Raw genomic sequence first — 17,209 nt, forward strand, 5'->3', positions numbered from 1 at the left:
TTTTATTTCATGTCGTATTGTGAAGAATATCATTCTATTTGTAAGGAAATATTTTAAATTTATTATTGCGGTGCTATAGACGAACATTACTAGTATCACTGATTAAAAAGAGTTGGTCGGCATATAAAAACTTTTCTTATCTTTGCCCCTGCGAATCATATGTTACTAAACCTGTTATCATGGTGCTCGGTAGAGCCACCACAAAAAAGGTATGCGCAGAGTCGTTGGGGAGCAATCCCGCGAACGGCACTCTATTGAGCCTGTAACAGGGTGATGTATGGTTCGCAGCTGCGCACCTTTTTTTGTTTTATGCGAACCATACATCACGTCAGCGTTCCGACGCAGACACGCCGTAAGGCCAGCCGCAGGCGGTTCCCGCCGTGCAACCTCCCGATTCGTTTCCATTTCCACCTGCCGGATTAGCAAATAGTTGCTAACCAAACCGTTATTCTCTTTGTTGTGCGTTGCGCACGATAAGGACAGCCCTCATTGTGTCAAATTTCTAACAATCAATTAAATGGAAACGAATCAAAACCCCGTGCAGGAACAGTCTGCACAGTACATAACCCCCGAAAACACCCAAGCCGAACAACAGCCCGTACCCTCTCCGGAACAGCCGACCGGGCAACTCGCTCCAAAGCCAGAACCGCAACCCGAACAACCAACGGAAAAACTCTACAATCCCGCCGAAGCCGCCCGGATCGTCCAAAGCCTGACGGAAGATTATTTCAACCCCGAATATATTCTGCTTTTCGGGAAATTGGTCGGCGGCACACGCCATAGCGACGCCATGACCTATGACTTGCTGATGGTCGTGCGGGAAACGCCCGAATACGACTGGATTCAGGCAAAACGCATCCTGCGTTACAAAGTGCCGTACAGCAGGCGCGAGATCACCTATATCAACCTCTACATTATGCCTTTGAGCTATGTCGAGTCGAATAAAACACCATTCCTCTACTTTGCACACTCCGAGGGCGAACTGCTCTATTGCAGCGACCACTGCCATTTCCGCCGCCCGAAACACCCGATCAACTTTGCCGCAGCCTATGCGGACGCCAAATTTCATTTCGATACGTTCCGGATGCTGGGCAACGAATTGATCGAACAGGCGCAGGACGCCTTCAGTGAAAGCCGCAATATGCGTCTGGCGGCTTTGTTCATGGCGCAGGCAGCGGTCTACTTTTATCACACTCTCTATTATGTTTATCACGGGCTGGAGTTCGATATTCACGATCCGGTCGTGATGCACGAACGGATGCGGACGCTCTCGACGCAGCTGATGCTGGTTTTAGACGATAACCATATCGAAAATATCTTCACGCTGCCGCGCCTGAAGAGTTTTCTGGTAAAGGCACGCTACGACATTGGTTTCGATGTTGCGCCGCAGGAATTGGAAATGCACCTGCAACGCGTCGAAAAAATGGGGCATATCATCGAAAACTACTGCGGCTTGCGGCTGGAGCTTTATAAAGAGTTGAGCGAACGGCAATAAGCGGCCAATCATCCGAACGAACGGGGGTTTGCGGGATCACTGACAATCCCGCAAGCCCCTGTTTCGTTTACGAAAACACAACCTTGCCGATAGGCACACGGCAATTCCTGCGTTCTGCTATCGGGCACATGCAGCTACCGTTTGGAAAGTTTGATTGGAACAGTTCGTGCGGCGGATTTCCTTCGGCTATTAGACATCCGTAAAGAGGTTGAGCTGGTGGAGCATCGTGAAGGCGAAGGAGGCGCCGATGATGATGCACAACACTACCAACAGCGCGTTCAGTACCCGGGGCGAAGGCTTTGTCGGCCGGCCCTCGTTACTGCGGATATATTCGCGGAAGAAGATGTAGAGTGCCGGCACGATGCTGCATGCCAGGAGGTAGTCCTCGGGGATGCCGAAGAAGTAGACCTTCGAGAGCCCGATCAACGCCCAGTGGCAGAGGAACATAGCCAGCACGATGTTGACCCGCTCCGAGAAGGCCAGCATCAGCCCGATGGTGAACACGGCGACCGAACACGGCATCACGGGCGTGGTGACCATCGGGAACGTACGCCCCAGCGCGAGCGAAAAGAGCGGGTAGACGAGCGGCATGGCGAACAGCAGCAGCGCGAAGCCTGTATGGTTGTGCGTGCGTTGGAGCGAAGCGTGTTTCACGACCAGGTCGTATACCCAGATACATCCCATGATCGCCCAGAAGAGCGCCAGCATGTCGTTGTGCTCGCGTTGTTCGCCGTATAAGAGGTAATAGACACCAGCGATCCAGAAATTGAGCAGCGCCATAAAGGTCTTCATGGCGATGCGTACCCCGGGCGTCGGACGCAGGTAGAGCAGCAGCGTCAGCGTGGCCGCAACCAGCGTCAGTAGGATCTGTACGGGCCATGTCGCGGCGTTATAGGAGGCGATGGTGTTCCAGAAGATTTCCATGGATCGTTATTTGTCGGTATGCTTGCGGCGCCGCGTGAGCGAGAATGCCTGGTGGTTGAATACGAAGATGGGCAGCGTAGCCCCCGCTGCCAGCAGCGCGATCACGCTCAGCGATACGGTCGCGTTGAGGAAGAACTGCTGCATGTATTGCAATCCCTCCCCCGGGTCGTTGAGCGATTGCAGGAACATGATGAGCGAAAAGACGGTCTTGTAGGCATAGATGCCGGGAACCATCGGCAGCAGGGCGGGGATGTAGAGGGCCGTCATCGGGCAGCGGATGCCGCGCCCCAGCCACAGGCTGCCGAACCCGATGCTGATCGAGGCGAACAGCGAGGCTGTGGCGATGTCGGCCGAAAAGTAGTGCATCAGGCAGAACCGCAGGGCGTGCCCCATGGCCGCCAGCAGGGCGATACGGGGGAAAGCCCGCATCGGCGGGTCGGAAACGGCGCCGAAACCGATGGCCGCGATGGCCGCAAAGAGCCCGTCGAGAAGGATGTCCGCAGTGATCATAGCAAACCGTCCTTAACCATTAACAATGTCGCCGACAGGCCGATGGCGATGCAGATGATAAGCAGCAGGGCGTTGATCAGGCGGCTGCACCCGATCAGAATGTGCCCCTCGACGATGTCGATCACGCCATTGATGAGCGGTACCCCCGGTACGAGGAACAGGACGCTCGTCGCGAGCGCCGTTTCCGCCGAACAGTCGAACCTCAGGGCTGCCGAGGCGCACAGCGACGCCATGAACGCCGAGATGATGAAGATCAGGAAGTGGTTCACGCCGTGTGCCTGCATACGCTGTTTGGCGGCGAAACCCACGAGCGTGGAGGTGAAGACGATGCTCATGGCGATCCAGTCGCCCCCGAACAGCCGGCAGAACGAGGCGTTGGCCAGCCCCACGGTCAGCAGGACGAAGATTGGGTCTATGCGCGGTTTTGCAGTCAGCTCGTCGTAGCGACGCCGGATTTCGGAGAGTGGAAGCCTTTCGTCCAGCGCATCCCAGCTCAGGGCGCTCAGGTCGGAGTTGCGCTCGAAGCTGATCGGCAGCGCCGGGATCTTCACTACGCGGGTGATGGCCTCGCCGCTCTCTTCGTCGTGGGCGGTGATGATCGTGCTTTTCTGGAAACTCGACAACTGGAGGTCGACCCCCTGCGAGGCTCCGATACGCTGCGAGTTGCGGATCACGCGCGAGGTGTGCACGCCCGATCCGAGCAGGTAAGTCGCATATTCCGCAATGAAGTCGAGGATTTCCGTCAGCTCTTGTCTGGTCTTCATAACGAGGGCAAAAATAGTCCATTTCGGGCAAACCGCCATTGTTGGGGCCGAAAAAATTACACCGTGATGCCCGTACGGTCGCCGTGCCGGGTTTCCCGGGTGTCGGGCAGCCTGCCCGGAGCGCCCTTGAAATACCTACGGCCTGCGCCGGAACAGCTCCGTGATGTCTTGCATGGCGCCGTCCGCTCCGACCCTGTAAAGGCGCTGGTTGGTCGTCGGCGACGTCAGCGGCCCCAGCTCCTCGACCCAGCCTCCCAGCTTGATGTAGTCGAACGACTGCGGCCGCACTCCCTCCGGCAGCCGGGCGCGTCCCGAATACCAGCCTGTGTGCAGCATCGGGAATTTCCGCCGCACGACGTCGGCCAGCGCGGCGATCTCGTGCGGTGCGGCGTCCCCGCCCATGAAACAGACGCAGGTCACCGAGCGCCCGTAGCGGGCGAGTATCCCGCACAGCTCCGCCTCGTCGAGCACCCGCCCCATGTCGGCCTGCAAGTGCGGGCTGTGGCACCCGCGGCAGCGGTTGGGGCAGTTGGTGATGTTGATCGCCAGCGTCGTTTCGCAGGGTATTTCCGCGAATACGATGTCGAAATTATGGTATCTGACCATCGTCCGTTTACTCCGCTTTGGCGTAATAGCGGTGTGCGGCCTCCTTCTGGCGCGCGGCCGAGAAGTTCGACACCCGTTTCATGTAGCCGATCACGCGGGTCAGGTAGTCCAGGTTGTCGCCGTGGCACTCGGGGCACTCCTTCAGGTAGCGCTTGTCGATGTGCCCGCACTCGTTGCATACCGTGTTGGGAATGTTGAACGTGAAATAGTTGCATCCCTCGGCAGCCGCTACGCGCAGCAGGTGGCGGTACTGCTCCTTCGAAAGGTGATCTTCGAGGTTCATGTGTAGTGCCGAACCGCCCGTGAGGTGGGCGATGTAACGGCGGCCGTGGAGTCGGAACTTGTCGATCACGTTCAGCGATTCGTCCTCGACGACATAGAAATAGGAGTTGTAACAGTCGCGCGGTACGACGTAGCCGTCCTCGCGATCCCATTTGGCGTGTTTCACGCCCACGTTCTCGGCCGGGATCATCTCGCAGTTGAACATGAGCTCCTTCGAACGGTACTTCTTGTTGTAGCGCTCGATCAGCCCCAGTACACCCTGTACGAAATCGACGTAGTCGTCGTTGTCGTTGATCGGGATGCCCAGGAACTCGGCCGCCTCGACCAGCCCGTTGACACCGATCGTGAGGTACTGGCGCGCGAGGTTGATATAGCCTGCGTCGAACAGGGGCAGCATCCCCTTGGCCTGCAAATCCTTGAGGTTCTCGTTGTAGGCCGTCTGCACTTTGTGCACCAGGTCGACGATCTCTTCGAGGTAGGTCAGGTAGTGCATGCCGTTCTTCACGGCATACTGGATGCAGCGGTTGAGATTGATCGTCAGCACGCTCTTCGAACCGGTCGATACGCCGCCGGCGCCGAGCGTGTAACTGAACCCGTTGTCCTGTATCTCGTTGCGCAGGCGGCAGCACGACGACAGCGAGTCGGCGTTGTCGCTGATATAGGTGAAGAACGAGTGCCCCTCGGAGTACATCTGCGCCGTGATGTCGCCCCATTCCTTGTCCATCACGTCGCCGTCCCTGGTCAGCAGGGCCATCGTCTCGACCGGGAAGGTCAGCACGGTCTTCGTGCGCTCGCGGTTGAACCACGTCATGAAACGCTTTTGCAGCCACGACAGCGATTCCCAGTGCGGCTTCGTCCCGTCGGGGAATACGAATTCGCCGAACAAGCTTTCGAAATAGTAGCGGTCGTAATAGGCCACGTTCCAGAACACGGCCTGGAAGTTACGCGCCCCCGTGGGCTGGTTGATCGAGTAGACGATCTGTTCGAAACAGTCCGTAATCATCTTGTCGATCGTCCTGTGCTTTTTCGAGAGGTCGACCACCTCGTCCGCCCGCTTGTAGTAATCTTCTCCGTACTCCTGTTCGATGAAATAGTTCATATACATCAGGAATTCCGGCGTGGCGCAGGCGCCCGAGAGCATCGACGACACGATGAAGACCATGTTGACGAAGCCGCCGCAGAACGACTTGAGATTGGTCGGGCGTGTCGAGTTGCCGCCCACCGAGAGCGTGCCGTTCAGCAGCCACGGGTACATCGTGATCGAAGCGCAGTAGTTGGCCATCGACGTTTCGTCGTTCTTGTAGATGAAGTGGTCTTTCAGCAGGCGGAGGTATTTGTCCGAGAGTTCCTTGCCGTACATCTCCTTGATGCGGTCGGTCAGCAGCCGGCGGTTGAGCCGGATGAAGTTCTGTTTGGGCAGTTCGCCGATCAGCGTGGCGATGTTCTTGTTCTCGACGTTGGCGTTGGCATCGTATTTCGAACCCGTCGCGGGGTTCGAGGCGTCGCAGTAGTTGATCAGGAATTCGAGTTTTTCGCGGTCTTCGCGATCCTCTGTGTGCTTCTGGCGGTAGAGCATGTAGCTCTTGGCCACAGCGAAATAGCGTTCGGCCATGAGCGCCACCTCGACCTGGTTCTGTATCTCCTCGACATTCATGCCGTCGGAGATATGTACGCGACTGAGTACCGACGTGAGGTCGTCGTCGGTGGCGTATCCGCCTACCGAAAGGAATGCCTTGCTGATCGCGCGTTTGATCTTCTCGAGCGAAAAGGGGGCGCGCTTGCCGTCGCGCTTGACGATGTAAATTTCCGAAATGCCCATAATGTATCTGTATTTGTTTGTAAGTCTTGCCGTACGGAGGCGGCATCTCCGCCTGCGCAGTACGCAGGACAGCCATGTCCTTACCCCTGAATTGTCCGGTGTAAATATCTGTTCCGGGCACCGCCCTAAATCCCGAAGGCGGATGTCGCAGCTCGCAAGGCAGGTCTTCTGGCTCGCCCCATCCGCACGCCTTCCCGTCCCGGGGGACAGTGGCTCAAGAGAGTGCGGAACGCAATCGAGGCTTACAGCTACGGGAATAGCCCCTGATTCTCACAGGAGTTCCCTTTTGATCCCGTGCCGGCAGCCGCCGGCGGGGAACCTTGCTCCGGAACAAATGTAGACATACTTTCCCGGATCGCAAATATGCGTGCGGGCAATTAATGAACAAATTGTAAACAAAAAATGCAGGGACATTCCGGCCCTGCATTTCCTTTTCCGGGACGCCCGTCCGCAACCCGGTGAGCATCAAACCTCCTGCTTGTCCGCGCCCGTTCGCTACCCGCTTTATTTGCGCATCGAGAGCGAAATCCGCCCGCGGACGGTGTCGATCCCGGTGACCCGCACCTCGACCTGCTGTCCCAGGTGTACGACTTCCGCCGGCGAGGCGACATAGCGGTCGGCCATCTGCGAAATATGCACCAGCCCGTCCTGCTTGATCCCGATGTCGACGAAAGCCCCGAAGGCCGTGATGTTGGTGACGATGCCCGGCAGCGTCATTCCTTCGTGCAGGTCACCGATCGTACGCACGTTCGGGTCGAACGAGAAGGCCTGCAACTGTTCGCGCGGGTCGAGGCCGCGCTTGTCCAGCGCTTCGACGATGTCCGTCACGGTCGGAAGCCCCACCTGTCCGTCCACGTATCTTTCGGGTTTTATCGCCTTGCGCAGCTCCTTGTCGGCGAGCAGCCTGTCGACCGTCGTGCCCGCGTCGGCGGCCATCCGCTCGACGACATGGTACGATTCGGGGTGCACGGCGCTGTTGTCCAGTGGGTTATTCCCGCCTACTACCCGCAGGAATCCCGCGGCCTGTTCGTAGGCCTTGGCGCCCAGCCTCGGCACCCTGAGCAATTCTTTACGGCTCTTGAAATCGCCGTTCGCGGCGCGGTACGCCACGATGTTCTCCGCCAGCGCCGGCCCCAGCCCGGAAATATAGGTGAGGATGTGCTTCGAGGCGGTGTTGATGTTCACCCCGACCCTGTTCACGCAGCTTTCGACCACCGTATTGAGTTTCGATTTCAACTTGCCTTGGTCGACGCTGTGCTGGTATTGCCCGACGCCGATCGACTTGGGGTCGATCTTCACCAGCTCCGAGAGCGGGTCGATCAGCCTGCGGCCAATGCTCACCGAGCCGCGCACCGTCACGTCGTAATCGGGGAATTCCTCGCGCGCCGCGGCCGACGCCGAGTAGACCGATGCGCCGTCTTCGCTGACCATGAATATCTCCACGCCTGCGTCCAGTCCCAGTCCGCGCACCAGCTGCTCGGTTTCGCGCCCCGCCGTACCGTCGCCGATTGCGAAGGCCTCGGCCTTGTATTTCCCCGCCAGCGTCCGCAGCGTTTCCGCCGCTTCGGCATAGCGGCCCTGCGGCGGGTGCGGGTAGATGGTCGTATTGTGCACGAGGTTGCCCTGTGAGTCCAGGACGACGACTTTGCAGCCCGTGCGGAATCCGGGGTCGATGGCAATCACGCGCTTCTGCCCCAACGGCGCCGAAAGGAGCAGCTGCCGCAGGTTTTCGGCGAATACCCCGATCGCCTCGTCGTCGGCCTTCTCCTTGGCGGCCGCGAGCAGCTCGGTCTCTATCGACGGTCGGATGAGCCGCTTGAGCGAGTCGGCCACGGCGGCCTCCATATATGTGCGCGTAGCCGATCCGGGACGTATGAACCGGCGGCAGAGCGCTTCGGTGATGCGCTCCGTGTCGGCGTCGACCGAGATGCGCAGGATCCCCTCGTCTTCGCCGCGACGCATGGCCAGGAACCGGTGCGACGAGATGCTGCGCAGCGGCGACGCGGCGTCGAAGTAGTCCGAATACTTCGCCCCCTCCGCCTCCTTGCCCTTCACGAGCTTCGAGTGCACCGCCCCTTCGCGTCCCATCGTGCGCCGCACGGTGTTGCGGGCCTGTTCGTCCTCGGATATCCTCTCGGCGACGATGTCGCAGGCTCCTGCAATGGCCTCTTCGGGGGTCGCTACCTCGGCCGTGACGAAGCGTTGCGCCTGACGCAGAAGGTCGTGTGCCCGTTGTGCCATGACGATGTCGGCCAGCGGTTCCAGCCCCCGTTCGCGGGCCGCCGTGGCGCGTGTGCGGCGCTTGGGTTTGTAGGGCAGGTAGATGTCCTCCAGCTCCACTGCGTCCCAGCACTCTTCGATCCGTTTGCGGAGCTCCCCGGTCAGTTTGCCCTGCCCCTCGATGGTTGCCAGGACGGTCTGCCTGCGGGCTTCCAGCTCGGTGAGCCTGTCCAGTTGTTCCTTGATCGCCCCGACCTGCAATTCGTCGAGCGAGCCGGTCGCTTCCTTGCGGTAGCGGCTGATGAAGGGGATCGTGGCGCCTTCGCGCAGCAGGCGTACCGTGCCTTGCACCTGCGGGAGGCTGATCCCGAGTCTTTGTGCTATGATTCGTTCCGTCATTCTAATATCCGAATTTCGCCGCCGCCAGCCGCATGTGGCCGATGATGTCGACGCCGAACGGGCAGTTCCGTTCGCAGCGGCCGCAGGCGATGCACTCCGAGGCGTGGTGCGGCAGGAGCCTGTAATGTTCGCGTACCGTCTCCGGTATCTCGTGCTGTGCCAGGGTCAGGTTGTAGTATTTGTTCACACCGGCGATGTCGATCCCCACCGAACACGGGGCGCAGTGCCCGCAGTACATGCAGTGCCCTTCCCACGAGAATTTGTCCAGCCCGGCCAGCGCCCCCGTGTAGTCGCGTTCCGCGGCCGTGGCCGAACACCAGGCCAGTGCCGCTTCGATCTCGGCGCGGTTGCGGCAGCCGGCCATTACGGCCGCTACGCCGGGGCGCGTCAGGGCGTATTCGAGGCATTGTACCGGGGTCATCGGGCGTCCGAAGGGCGAGTTGGCGTCGCTCAGCAGGTCGCCTCCGCCGTAGGCCTTCATCACGTCGATGGCGATCCCTTCGCGTTCGCAGAATTCGTAGAGCCGTTGCCGTTCGGGGTCGATGTTGTGCAGCTCCCGCGCGTAACTCTCGTCCGCCCAGAGCGTATCCACGTCGTCGCTCGGCGGCAGCAGGTCGTAGCAGGGGTTCACCGAGAACATCAGCACGTCGATGAGCCCCGTCCGGGCCGCCATGTGCGCGACCACGGGGTTGTGGCTGCTCAGGCCGATGTGGCGGATGCGCCCTTCCGACCTGAGCCGTTGCGCCAGGCGCATGATCGGGCCGTCGAGCACCTCGCGCAGGTCGGCCTCGGCGTCCACGTAGTGGATCATCCCGATCTCCACATAGTCCGTTCCCAGCCGTGCGAGCATGTCTTCGAACGCCGCCAGCGATTTCTCCGGATCGCGCGTGCGCAGGTACTGCCCCTCTTCCCATACCGAGCAGAGGTGCCCCTGTATGACGAACTTCTCGCGCCTGCCCGCCAGCGCTGCGCCGATGTTGCTGCGCAGCGTGGGATTCGAGGCGTAAAGGTCGAGGAAGTTGATGCCGTTGCGGATGGCGAAATCGAAATCGGCGCGCACCTCTTCGGCCGTCTTGTCCGCGAACCCCTCGCAACCCAGTGCGATGGCGCCGACTTTCAGTCCGGTGCGCCCCAGTATGCGGTACTCCATCCTATTCCAGTTCCACGAGTTCGTATTGCTGCGAGCCCAGCCCGATCGCTTCGCCGTGTTCCAGCGTGTGGATGCCGTGGCGCGACTCCATGCGTTCGATCAGGTGCACCTTGCCCGGGTCTGTCGATGCGTAAACCAGGTCGACGCATGCCTTGTCCAGCGCCACCGGGTCGGTCGAGGCCAAGATGCCGATGTCGCCCATCTTCGGGTCTTCGGGATGCGCGTCGCAGTCGCAGTCCACCGACAGGTTGTTCATCACGTTGATGTAGAGTATCTTTTCCCCGCAATGTTCGGCCACCGACTTGGCCGCCTCGGCCATCGACTCCAGAAAATCGTCCTGCGCGGGCAGGTTGCCCCACATCTGGGCGGCATTCTTGGTCTTCCCGGCCGAATGTATCCACGCCTTGCCCGCCGACGAAGCGATGCCGATCGAGATGTTCTTCACCGCACCGCCGAAGCCGCCCATGGCGTGCCCCTTGAAGTGCGAGAGCACCACCGTGAAATCATAGGCGGGGTAGTGCGACCCCACGAAGTTCTCCCTGAGGTGCCTGCCGCCCTTCACGGGCAAGCTTACCTCGCCTTCGGCATCCATGATGTCCACCGGGGCGATGGCCGTGAAGCCGTGGTCGGCGGCGGCCTTCAGGTGGTTTTCCGTGCTGGCGCGTCCGCCGCCGTAGGCGGTATTGCATTCGACGATCGTGCCGCCCACCTTCTGCACCAGATCCTTGATAAGCTCCGGCTTGAGAAAGTTGTGCCCGCCGGGTTCCCCCGTCGAGAGTTTCACTGCCACCTTGCCCGTCGCCGGACGCTCCAGCGCCTCGTACAGGCGCACCATATTCTCCGGCGTGATGTCCCGCACGAAATAGACCCTGGGTGCCTCGGGCGCTTCTCCGCCGCCCTGTGCCGATCCGCAGGCCGGGGCCGTGAAAGGCAGGATCGACAATAACGAAACCATATACATTTTTGTCATGTCTTGGGATTGTTAATTACGTAATAGGTACCGGAGCACTGCGTATCCTGCAAATACCTGCGCCAGCATACCGGGGAGCCCGATGCGGATGTCCTGCAGGGCGGCGGCCGCCGAGCCCGTCCAGGCCCATTCGCCCAGCGAGCCGAACAGCTGGTAAAAGAGGACGACGCCCGCCAGCAGGGGCAGCGTTACGCGCCCCGCCCGCCGTGCTGCGAGGCTTGCGGCGACGGCCAGCAGCACCGATTTGAGCAGGATCACGGGCAGCATCGCCGCTGCGGGCATGCCGAACAGCGCCGAGTTCACCACCGGCGAGAGCAGGGCGGTCAGCAGGCCAACCCGCCAGCCGTATTTGTAGGCGCCGACCAGCGTGAAGAAATAGATCGGCAGCCACCGCAGGCCGCCCTGCGGCACGAGGTGGCAGATTTGGGGCAGGACGATGTTGCCTGCCACGAAGAGTGCCGCCGCGAGGTAGGTCTTCGCTTCGCGGTAGCCCGTCGAATAGAGTTTTACAGCCGTTGTTTCCATATTGTCGTTATTGATTGTGTCAAAAATAGTGTTTTCCGCCCGTATTTAAAAATCCAGGCGTATGCCGCCGATGAAGGTCGCCCGCGGCATGGGGTATCCGGCGTTTATCTCGTAGCGCTGCGCCAGCAGGTTTTCGCCCCGGGCGAACAGCGTGAGGCAGCGGCTCACGCGCAGCGACGCCCGCAGGTTCCACAGCACGAAATCCTCGGTGTTCTCCGTGCCCCGGCCGTTGGCCTTTACCGAAGTGTAGAGCCCCGCGACGTACTGTACGCCCGTAGTCACCGACCAGCGGCCCCGGGCAAACCCGGCCTCGGTGTAGAGCTTGTGCTCCGGTGCGGCGATCACGGGGTTCTCCATGTGCAGGTAACTGTAATTGGCGGCGACCGACCAGGCCTCCGAAATGCGGTAGGCGGCCTGTGCCTCGACGCCGGCGTTGTCGATCTTCCCGGTGTTCATGTTTAGCGGCGTCGTCCCCTCGCGCGGCACGGCGACGATCAGGTTTTCGCCGTCTATGTAGAAGAGGTTGATGCCGTAGGTGAGCCGCCCGCCGAGCAGCCGCTGCGAATAGGCCACCTCGTAGTTCCACATCCGCTCGGGTTTCAGGTCGGGGTTCTGCGGCGGGAACATATACATCTCGCGGATGGTGGGGTAGCGGAAACCCTTCGAGGCCGAAGCCTTCAGTTCGATGGTGTGCGGCAGGTGGAACGAAAGCCCCGCCTGCGGGATCCACTCCGTCCCGATGTGCGAATGGTGGTCGACGCGCAGCCCGGCGTCGAAGGTCAGCCAGCCCCCGATGTCCTGCCGGAAATCGACGTAGCCGGCCACCTCGTCCTGCGACTTATCGGCGATGTCGGAGCGCTCGCCCTTGCGGTCGCCCTCGACGTATCTGTTCCACGCCTCGCCTCCGAAGCGGTAGTAGTCCGCGCCGACGGTCAGCCGGTTGCCCCTGAAAAGCCGGGCGCTCTGGTACCACGATACGCCCATCATGTCGTCCCGTGAGTTGAAACGGTAATCTTTCGGATTGTTCGTGTCGTTGGGATCGACCGTGTAGCCGTCGTTGATCCGGTGGCGGCCCCAGTTGTAGAAGAGGCTCAGGGCCCCGGAAGTCCGGCCGTAGTTGTTCTCCACGGAGAGCGAAGTCATGCCGCGTGTGATGCGTTGGTCGGCATCGGCCATCGGGTTGGTCACCGTCCCGGGCTGCGAGGCGTTGAAGTGCGTCACATTGACGTCGGCCCGCACGTTCCACGCCTGCGAAATCTCATAGCCCAGCTTGGCATAACCGCCGTACTGCTCGAATCCCATGTCGGCGCGGTGTCCGTCGGTGCGGTTGTACGAGCCGCTGACCACCGACGTGAAACGTCCCTTGCGGATGCGGTTCGTCGCCTCCGTCTGCAACGTGTTATAGGAGCCGTAGCCGATGTCGGCATAAGTCTTCACGCCCTGCTCGCGCATCCCGCGGGTGACGATGTTCACCACGCCGCCCATCGCATTCGAACCGTAGAGCACCGATGCCGGGCCGCGCAGCACTTCGACCCGTTCGGCCATCAGCGACTGGTAGGCATCGGCGATCGGGTGCCCCATCAGCCCCATGTACTGCGGGTGCCCGTCGATGAGCACCATCAGCCGCCCCGAGCCTCCGCTCAGCCCGCGCAGGGAGATGCCTCCCGCGGCGCCGTCCGACACGCCGTAGCCCATGATCCCGCGTGCGGTGGTGAACAGCCCCGGAACCTGCTCGGTCAGGGTCGGCAGCAGCGAAGGCTGCAAGCTTTGTTCGATCTTCTCCCGGCCGACCACCGACACGGTCATCGGCAGGTGGCGGATGTCCGACGCATAGCGCGCCCCCGTCACGACGACCGAGTCGATCTTCACGTTTTGCTCCGCCGGGGCTTCCGCCTGCGGCGCCACGGCGTGTACCGCGAATGACAGCCCCGTGCAGAGCGCCAGCAAACCCAATTTTTTCATTAGCCTATCCATGTCGTTCCTTCATTTTCTGCATGAACCCTTCGATCAGCGGCAGGCACTCGGCGGCCGACGCCGCCCCGGCGCAAAGCTGTTCCACGGGGCAGGTGCCCGTCCCGGCGCGGTTCACGATGTTGGGCACTACGACCGTGTATTCCACCGCGATGCCGGCTCCGGCGAGCAGCTCCAATGCCGGGCGGCTCACCACGTCGGCGAAAAGCCCCTCCACGCCGCCCAGCACCATCAGCGCCGCGGCGCCTTTGCCGACGACCTTGTCTGCGATGAAAGCGCCCCGCAGCAGTTGCGGCTCTTCGCGCAGCAGCCGGAAGAGGTCGGCCACGCCCCGTTCGCGGAATATCCGCATCGAATCCCCGTTGCGGATTACGCACGAGCATTTTTCTGCGAATAACAATTCGATAGCCTGTGTCTTTTGTTCTTTTGTCATGTTCGTTCGTGTCGCAAGTCCCTCCGCTCCCCGCCTTTCGGGGAAACGGCCGTTTCCACGATGCAAAGATAATATGTCCTGACCTACTATCTGTTACCCCGATTACGGTTCATGCTACCATTTTTACCGTGCGCCCGCCGCGTCCGGTTCCGGCCTGCTCTTGTGTCCCGGTTATCCCCGCTTCCTTGTTTTATTCTCCTCTTGTCCGGTGGCCGTCGCCGGATTCCCGGCTGCCGGATCGGCGGATGTATCGTTTTGTTTCGATTTATTTCGATGCGAAATCCGAAAAAAAGACGGAAACTGCGGAATCCGTGCTTCGATCCGGCCTGAAACCGGTGCTGAATCGCCTCGTTTATGCCGGTTTCGGCCTTCCCGAATCTATATAACATTCTGTATGGTGTATTTATAAAATAATTATTATCAATAAGATAAGAAATTTTAATTTCTATATTATCGGTCGTTGCTCTTTACCTGCCCCTTTAAAATGGATACTTTTGTTGCTGCGCAGTGTTCCCGACTTGCGATTTGTAATTTTTTTTAAAAATCCTAATCCATAATATCACAAACTAAACCTGCTAATCTATGAAGAAAACATTTTTACACTTGTTGCTTCTGATGGGTTGTGCCTGTTGTTTTCCGTCCTGTGTCGAAGACAAAGCGGAAGATGCGGCAGCCAGACTCACCGTGAGTAAAGTCAGCGTGGAGGTTATCCGAACCGGTACGCTGAGTACGGGGTCGAAAGCGACGCTGGATGTGCTGGCCAACCGGGGGTATGCCATTACCTCCGATGCGGATTGGCTTTCGGTCGACAAACCTACCGGGAAAGGCCGTGTGTCGGTCGTCCTTGATGTCAAGCCCAACGAGACGGAAGCTATCCGTGTGGGGCACCTCGCCGTCGTGAGCGGCGGGCTTTCCGAAACCGTAACCGTGACCCAGACGCTTGCCCCCGATACCGACGACGGGCTGGAAATCGACCATGTTTATCTCGACGACGACCTTTCGTGGTGCGAGCAGTTCGGGGGCCAGGATCAGGTGCAGTTCCCCGACCAGGGCTCCACGCAGGCCGTGCGCAACCATGCTGCGGCCAAGCTCAAATTTACGCAGATGGGGTACAGCGAGTACAATTACGGCGGCAATGCCTTCTACATGGCCAAGCACTACTTCAAGATGGGTAAGAACAACCAGCAGAACGGCCTTGCCATCGACATGGGCAAATATATCCAGAAAGGCAAGTCGTCCACGATTACCCTGACGTTCGACGCGGCTCCGGTCGTTTCGATTGACGGTACGGGCAGCGGCATAACGCTGCGCGGTATCGACGACACGGCGGTGACCGTCGAGGTTTACGAAGGCCCCGGAACGGTCGACAGCCCCTCTGTGAAACAGAGCGCGTCGCTTTCCATGTCGAGCGTTAGCTCGTGGAACCAGTGGGTGAGCATGAAAGTCACGCTCTACGGCGTTACTGACCGCTCGCGGATCGTTATCCGCTCCACCCAGTTCGGTGTGTCGGGCTATCACCGCTGGTACCTCGACAACATTAAGATGGTCAAGGCTCCCCGCGACTAACAGGTGTCCATAATCATAAACAGAACCAACATGAATTTCAAGCATATGTTATTCAGGGCCGGATCCGCCCTGCTGCTCGTCTCGGGCCTCGGTTTTGCGGGGTGCGACGACGCTGATCCCGACGCGTTCCTCTCGGTTACCCGCCAGGAGATCGAAGTCGAATACACGGGCCTCACCACCGAAGGGGAAATGGTCAATTTCGACCTGGGTACGAACCGCTCGTGGCGGGCTACCTATGTCGAGGAGTGGATCCACCTCACCCATACCGAAGGCGACCGCGGCCGCGTGCGTATTTTCCTCTCCATCGACGAGAACAATACGGGCGAGGATCGCACCGGTTTCATCATCTTCGAAGGCGACGGCGGCACGCGCCGTACGATAGCCGTGACGCAGAAACTCAAGGTCGATGCACTTTCCGTTACGCCGGCGAAGATCACCGTCGTGAAATCGGGTCTGCTCGAAACCGGCGAGAAGGCTGCGATCTTCATCTCCACCAACTGCGACTGGGAAATATCCGTCGCCGACGACAGCAAGTGGATCTCCCCTGTCAAGACTTCGGGTGCTCCCGGAGACGAGAGCATCGGCCTGGATATCGCCCAGAATACGACCGATGGAGTACGTACGGGTACGTTCACCGTTACGGCCGATTCGAAAACGGCGACCGTCACCGTCACCCAGAATCTCGAAGGACTGAAGGTTTCCGTCAACAGCTTTTCCGTCAATAAGTTCGGATTTGCCGACGAGGATCGCACGCCGCTTACCTTCACCGTCACGGCGGCCGAGGCATGGACGGCGGAGTCCGACGGCTGGCTTACGCCCAGCCCGGCTTCGGGCGATGCGGGCCAGACCGAGGTGACGCTCACCGTGGGCGAGAACACCACGGGTGCGCCCCGCAACGGAGAGGTGAAGATACTGACCTCGCTCAGCGGCCTGGAGACCGTTGTCCGGGTCGCCCAGAATGCGAAGAACTCGCTCTTCGACGACGACGGCAAGGAGGTCGGCTATGTTTATTATTACGAGCCGTTCGACTGGACTTCGAAGTTCAACGGTACCGACTGCGTGGGCGAACATACGCAGAATGGAGCGGTCAATATCTACTCGAAGGTGAACGGTCAATACGTAGTAGACAAAGCGTTTTCCGATGCCGGGCTGACCGATTTCAATCCCGGTGTACGGACGATTTACGCCTGCTCGGATTATCTCAAAATGGGTGCAGGCGACAAGCAGACCGGAATCATCCTGCCGGCTCTTGCGATTCCCGAGGGGCAGGCCACTGATATTGAACTGACGTTCGTGGCCGCATCGAATATCGGCGGCGACGGTACGGGCAAGCCCGACGCGGTAACCGTCACAGTCGCCATTCTCGAGGGCCCCGGCAGCATAAACGGCGATCAGGGAAAAGAGAGCGAGCCGATGACACCCGGAGAGCATTGGGAATGGATACCTATGAGCGTGAAGCTTTACGGGATTACGGGTGAAACCCGGGTCGTCATCCGCTCCACCCAGCAGGGATTATCGGGTTATTACCGCTGGTACCTCGACAATGTCAAGATGACGAAAATCGCAGCCGAATAG

At 59.9% G+C, this 17,209-nt stretch carries 14 protein-coding genes and 1 riboswitch; of the genes, 3 read left to right on the plus strand and 11 right to left on the minus strand.

The window, feature by feature from the left end:
• Positions 1 to 517 precede the first annotated feature (517 nt).
• Positions 518 to 1,495: a nucleotidyltransferase domain-containing protein gene (locus DW189_RS06985; RefSeq protein WP_117507279.1), complete on the plus strand. Its 978-nt coding sequence runs from the start codon at positions 518 to 520 to the stop codon at positions 1,493 to 1,495.
• A gap of 189 nt (positions 1,496 to 1,684) precedes the next feature.
• Here DW189_RS06985 and DW189_RS06990 read toward each other — a convergent pair whose 3' ends face one another.
• The 11 genes from DW189_RS06990 to DW189_RS07040 all read right to left on the minus strand — a co-directional run bounded on the left by DW189_RS06990 (position 1,685) and on the right by DW189_RS07040 (position 14,068).
• A complete protein-coding gene (locus tag DW189_RS06990; RefSeq protein ID WP_117507280.1) occupies positions 1,685 to 2,419 on the minus strand; it encodes a DUF6064 family protein in 735 nt (244 codons plus the stop codon).
• A gap of 6 nt (positions 2,420 to 2,425) precedes the next feature.
• Complete coding sequence (locus tag DW189_RS06995; RefSeq protein WP_117507281.1) at positions 2,426 to 2,929, minus strand: threonine/serine exporter family protein; 504 nt, start codon at positions 2,927 to 2,929, stop codon at positions 2,426 to 2,428.
• Entirely contained in the window at positions 2,926 to 3,693 is a 768-nt protein-coding gene (locus tag DW189_RS07000; protein WP_117507282.1) for a threonine/serine exporter ThrE family protein, read from the minus strand. Before DW189_RS07000 ends, DW189_RS06995 begins: the two co-directional genes overlap by 4 nt.
• 135 nt (positions 3,694 to 3,828) lie before the next feature.
• Positions 3,829 to 4,299 (minus strand): anaerobic ribonucleoside-triphosphate reductase activating protein, encoded by a 471-nt coding sequence (locus DW189_RS07005; RefSeq protein ID WP_117507283.1) that lies wholly within the window; start codon positions 4,297 to 4,299, stop codon positions 3,829 to 3,831.
• Between the two features lie 7 nt (positions 4,300 to 4,306).
• Entirely contained in the window at positions 4,307 to 6,400 is a 2,094-nt protein-coding gene (gene nrdD / locus DW189_RS07010; RefSeq protein ID WP_117507284.1) for an anaerobic ribonucleoside-triphosphate reductase, read from the minus strand.
• Between the two features lie 140 nt (positions 6,401 to 6,540).
• Positions 6,541 to 6,738: riboswitch (cobalamin riboswitch) on the minus strand.
• Between the two features lie 166 nt (positions 6,739 to 6,904).
• Positions 6,905 to 9,019, minus strand: a complete 2,115-nt coding sequence (locus DW189_RS07015; protein ID WP_117507285.1) for a Tex family protein — start codon at positions 9,017 to 9,019, stop codon at positions 6,905 to 6,907.
• A gap of 1 nt (position 9,020) precedes the next feature.
• Complete coding sequence (locus DW189_RS07020; protein ID WP_117507286.1) at positions 9,021 to 10,169, minus strand: aldo/keto reductase; 1,149 nt, start codon at positions 10,167 to 10,169, stop codon at positions 9,021 to 9,023.
• A 1-nt stretch (position 10,170) separates the two neighbouring features.
• A complete protein-coding gene (locus DW189_RS07025) occupies positions 10,171 to 11,139 on the minus strand; it encodes a DUF362 domain-containing protein (protein WP_117507287.1) in 969 nt (322 codons plus the stop codon).
• 12 nt (positions 11,140 to 11,151) lie between these two features.
• Entirely contained in the window at positions 11,152 to 11,664 is a 513-nt protein-coding gene (locus tag DW189_RS07030; protein ID WP_032134672.1) for a hypothetical protein, read from the minus strand.
• A 45-nt stretch (positions 11,665 to 11,709) separates the two neighbouring features.
• On the minus strand, positions 11,710 to 13,626 hold the full coding sequence (locus DW189_RS07035) for a TonB-dependent receptor (RefSeq protein ID WP_117507288.1): 1,917 nt from the start codon (positions 13,624 to 13,626) through the stop codon (positions 11,710 to 11,712).
• A gap of 4 nt (positions 13,627 to 13,630) precedes the next feature.
• Positions 13,631 to 14,068: a DUF1893 domain-containing protein gene (locus DW189_RS07040; protein ID WP_117507289.1), complete on the minus strand. Its 438-nt coding sequence runs from the start codon at positions 14,066 to 14,068 to the stop codon at positions 13,631 to 13,633.
• A 582-nt stretch (positions 14,069 to 14,650) separates the two neighbouring features.
• Here DW189_RS07040 and DW189_RS07045 point away from each other — a divergent pair.
• Together DW189_RS07045 and DW189_RS07050 are read left to right on the plus strand one after the other, a co-directional pair.
• Positions 14,651 to 15,634 (plus strand): BACON domain-containing protein, encoded by a 984-nt coding sequence (locus DW189_RS07045; RefSeq protein ID WP_232045703.1) that lies wholly within the window; start codon positions 14,651 to 14,653, stop codon positions 15,632 to 15,634.
• Positions 15,635 to 15,664: 30 nt separating this feature from the next.
• Positions 15,665 to 17,209, plus strand: coding sequence for a BACON domain-containing protein (locus DW189_RS07050; protein WP_117507290.1), 1,545 nt, complete (start codon positions 15,665 to 15,667; stop codon positions 17,207 to 17,209).

Origin of the sequence: Alistipes sp. AM16-43, assembly GCF_003435745.1 — a bacterium.
In the GTDB taxonomy this organism is placed as follows: domain Bacteria; phylum Bacteroidota; class Bacteroidia; order Bacteroidales; family Rikenellaceae; genus Alistipes; species Alistipes onderdonkii.

Bases quoted from the DNA above. Each gene is read 5' to 3' on its own strand.
- DW189_RS06985 (WP_117507279.1), top strand. From the start codon at position 518: ATGGAAACGAATCAAAACCCCGTGCAGGAACAGTCTGCACAGTACATA.
- DW189_RS06990 (WP_117507280.1), bottom strand. From the start codon at position 2,419: ATGGAAATCTTCTGGAACACCATCGCCTCCTATAACGCCGCGACATGG.
- DW189_RS06995 (WP_117507281.1), bottom strand. From the start codon at position 2,929: ATGATCACTGCGGACATCCTTCTCGACGGGCTCTTTGCGGCCATCGCG.
- DW189_RS07000 (WP_117507282.1), bottom strand. From the start codon at position 3,693: ATGAAGACCAGACAAGAGCTGACGGAAATCCTCGACTTCATTGCGGAA.
- DW189_RS07005 (WP_117507283.1), bottom strand. From the start codon at position 4,299: ATGGTCAGATACCATAATTTCGACATCGTATTCGCGGAAATACCCTGC.
- nrdD (WP_117507284.1), bottom strand. From the start codon at position 6,400: ATGGGCATTTCGGAAATTTACATCGTCAAGCGCGACGGCAAGCGCGCC.
- DW189_RS07015 (WP_117507285.1), bottom strand. From the start codon at position 9,019: ATGACGGAACGAATCATAGCACAAAGACTCGGGATCAGCCTCCCGCAG.
- DW189_RS07020 (WP_117507286.1), bottom strand. From the start codon at position 10,169: ATGGAGTACCGCATACTGGGGCGCACCGGACTGAAAGTCGGCGCCATC.
- DW189_RS07025 (WP_117507287.1), bottom strand. From the start codon at position 11,139: ATGACAAAAATGTATATGGTTTCGTTATTGTCGATCCTGCCTTTCACG.
- DW189_RS07030 (WP_032134672.1), bottom strand. From the start codon at position 11,664: ATGGAAACAACGGCTGTAAAACTCTATTCGACGGGCTACCGCGAAGCG.
- DW189_RS07035 (WP_117507288.1), bottom strand. From the start codon at position 13,626: ATGAAAAAATTGGGTTTGCTGGCGCTCTGCACGGGGCTGTCATTCGCG.
- DW189_RS07040 (WP_117507289.1), bottom strand. From the start codon at position 14,068: ATGACAAAAGAACAAAAGACACAGGCTATCGAATTGTTATTCGCAGAA.
- DW189_RS07045 (WP_232045703.1), top strand. From the start codon at position 14,651: ATGAAGAAAACATTTTTACACTTGTTGCTTCTGATGGGTTGTGCCTGT.
- DW189_RS07050 (WP_117507290.1), top strand. From the start codon at position 15,665: ATGAATTTCAAGCATATGTTATTCAGGGCCGGATCCGCCCTGCTGCTC.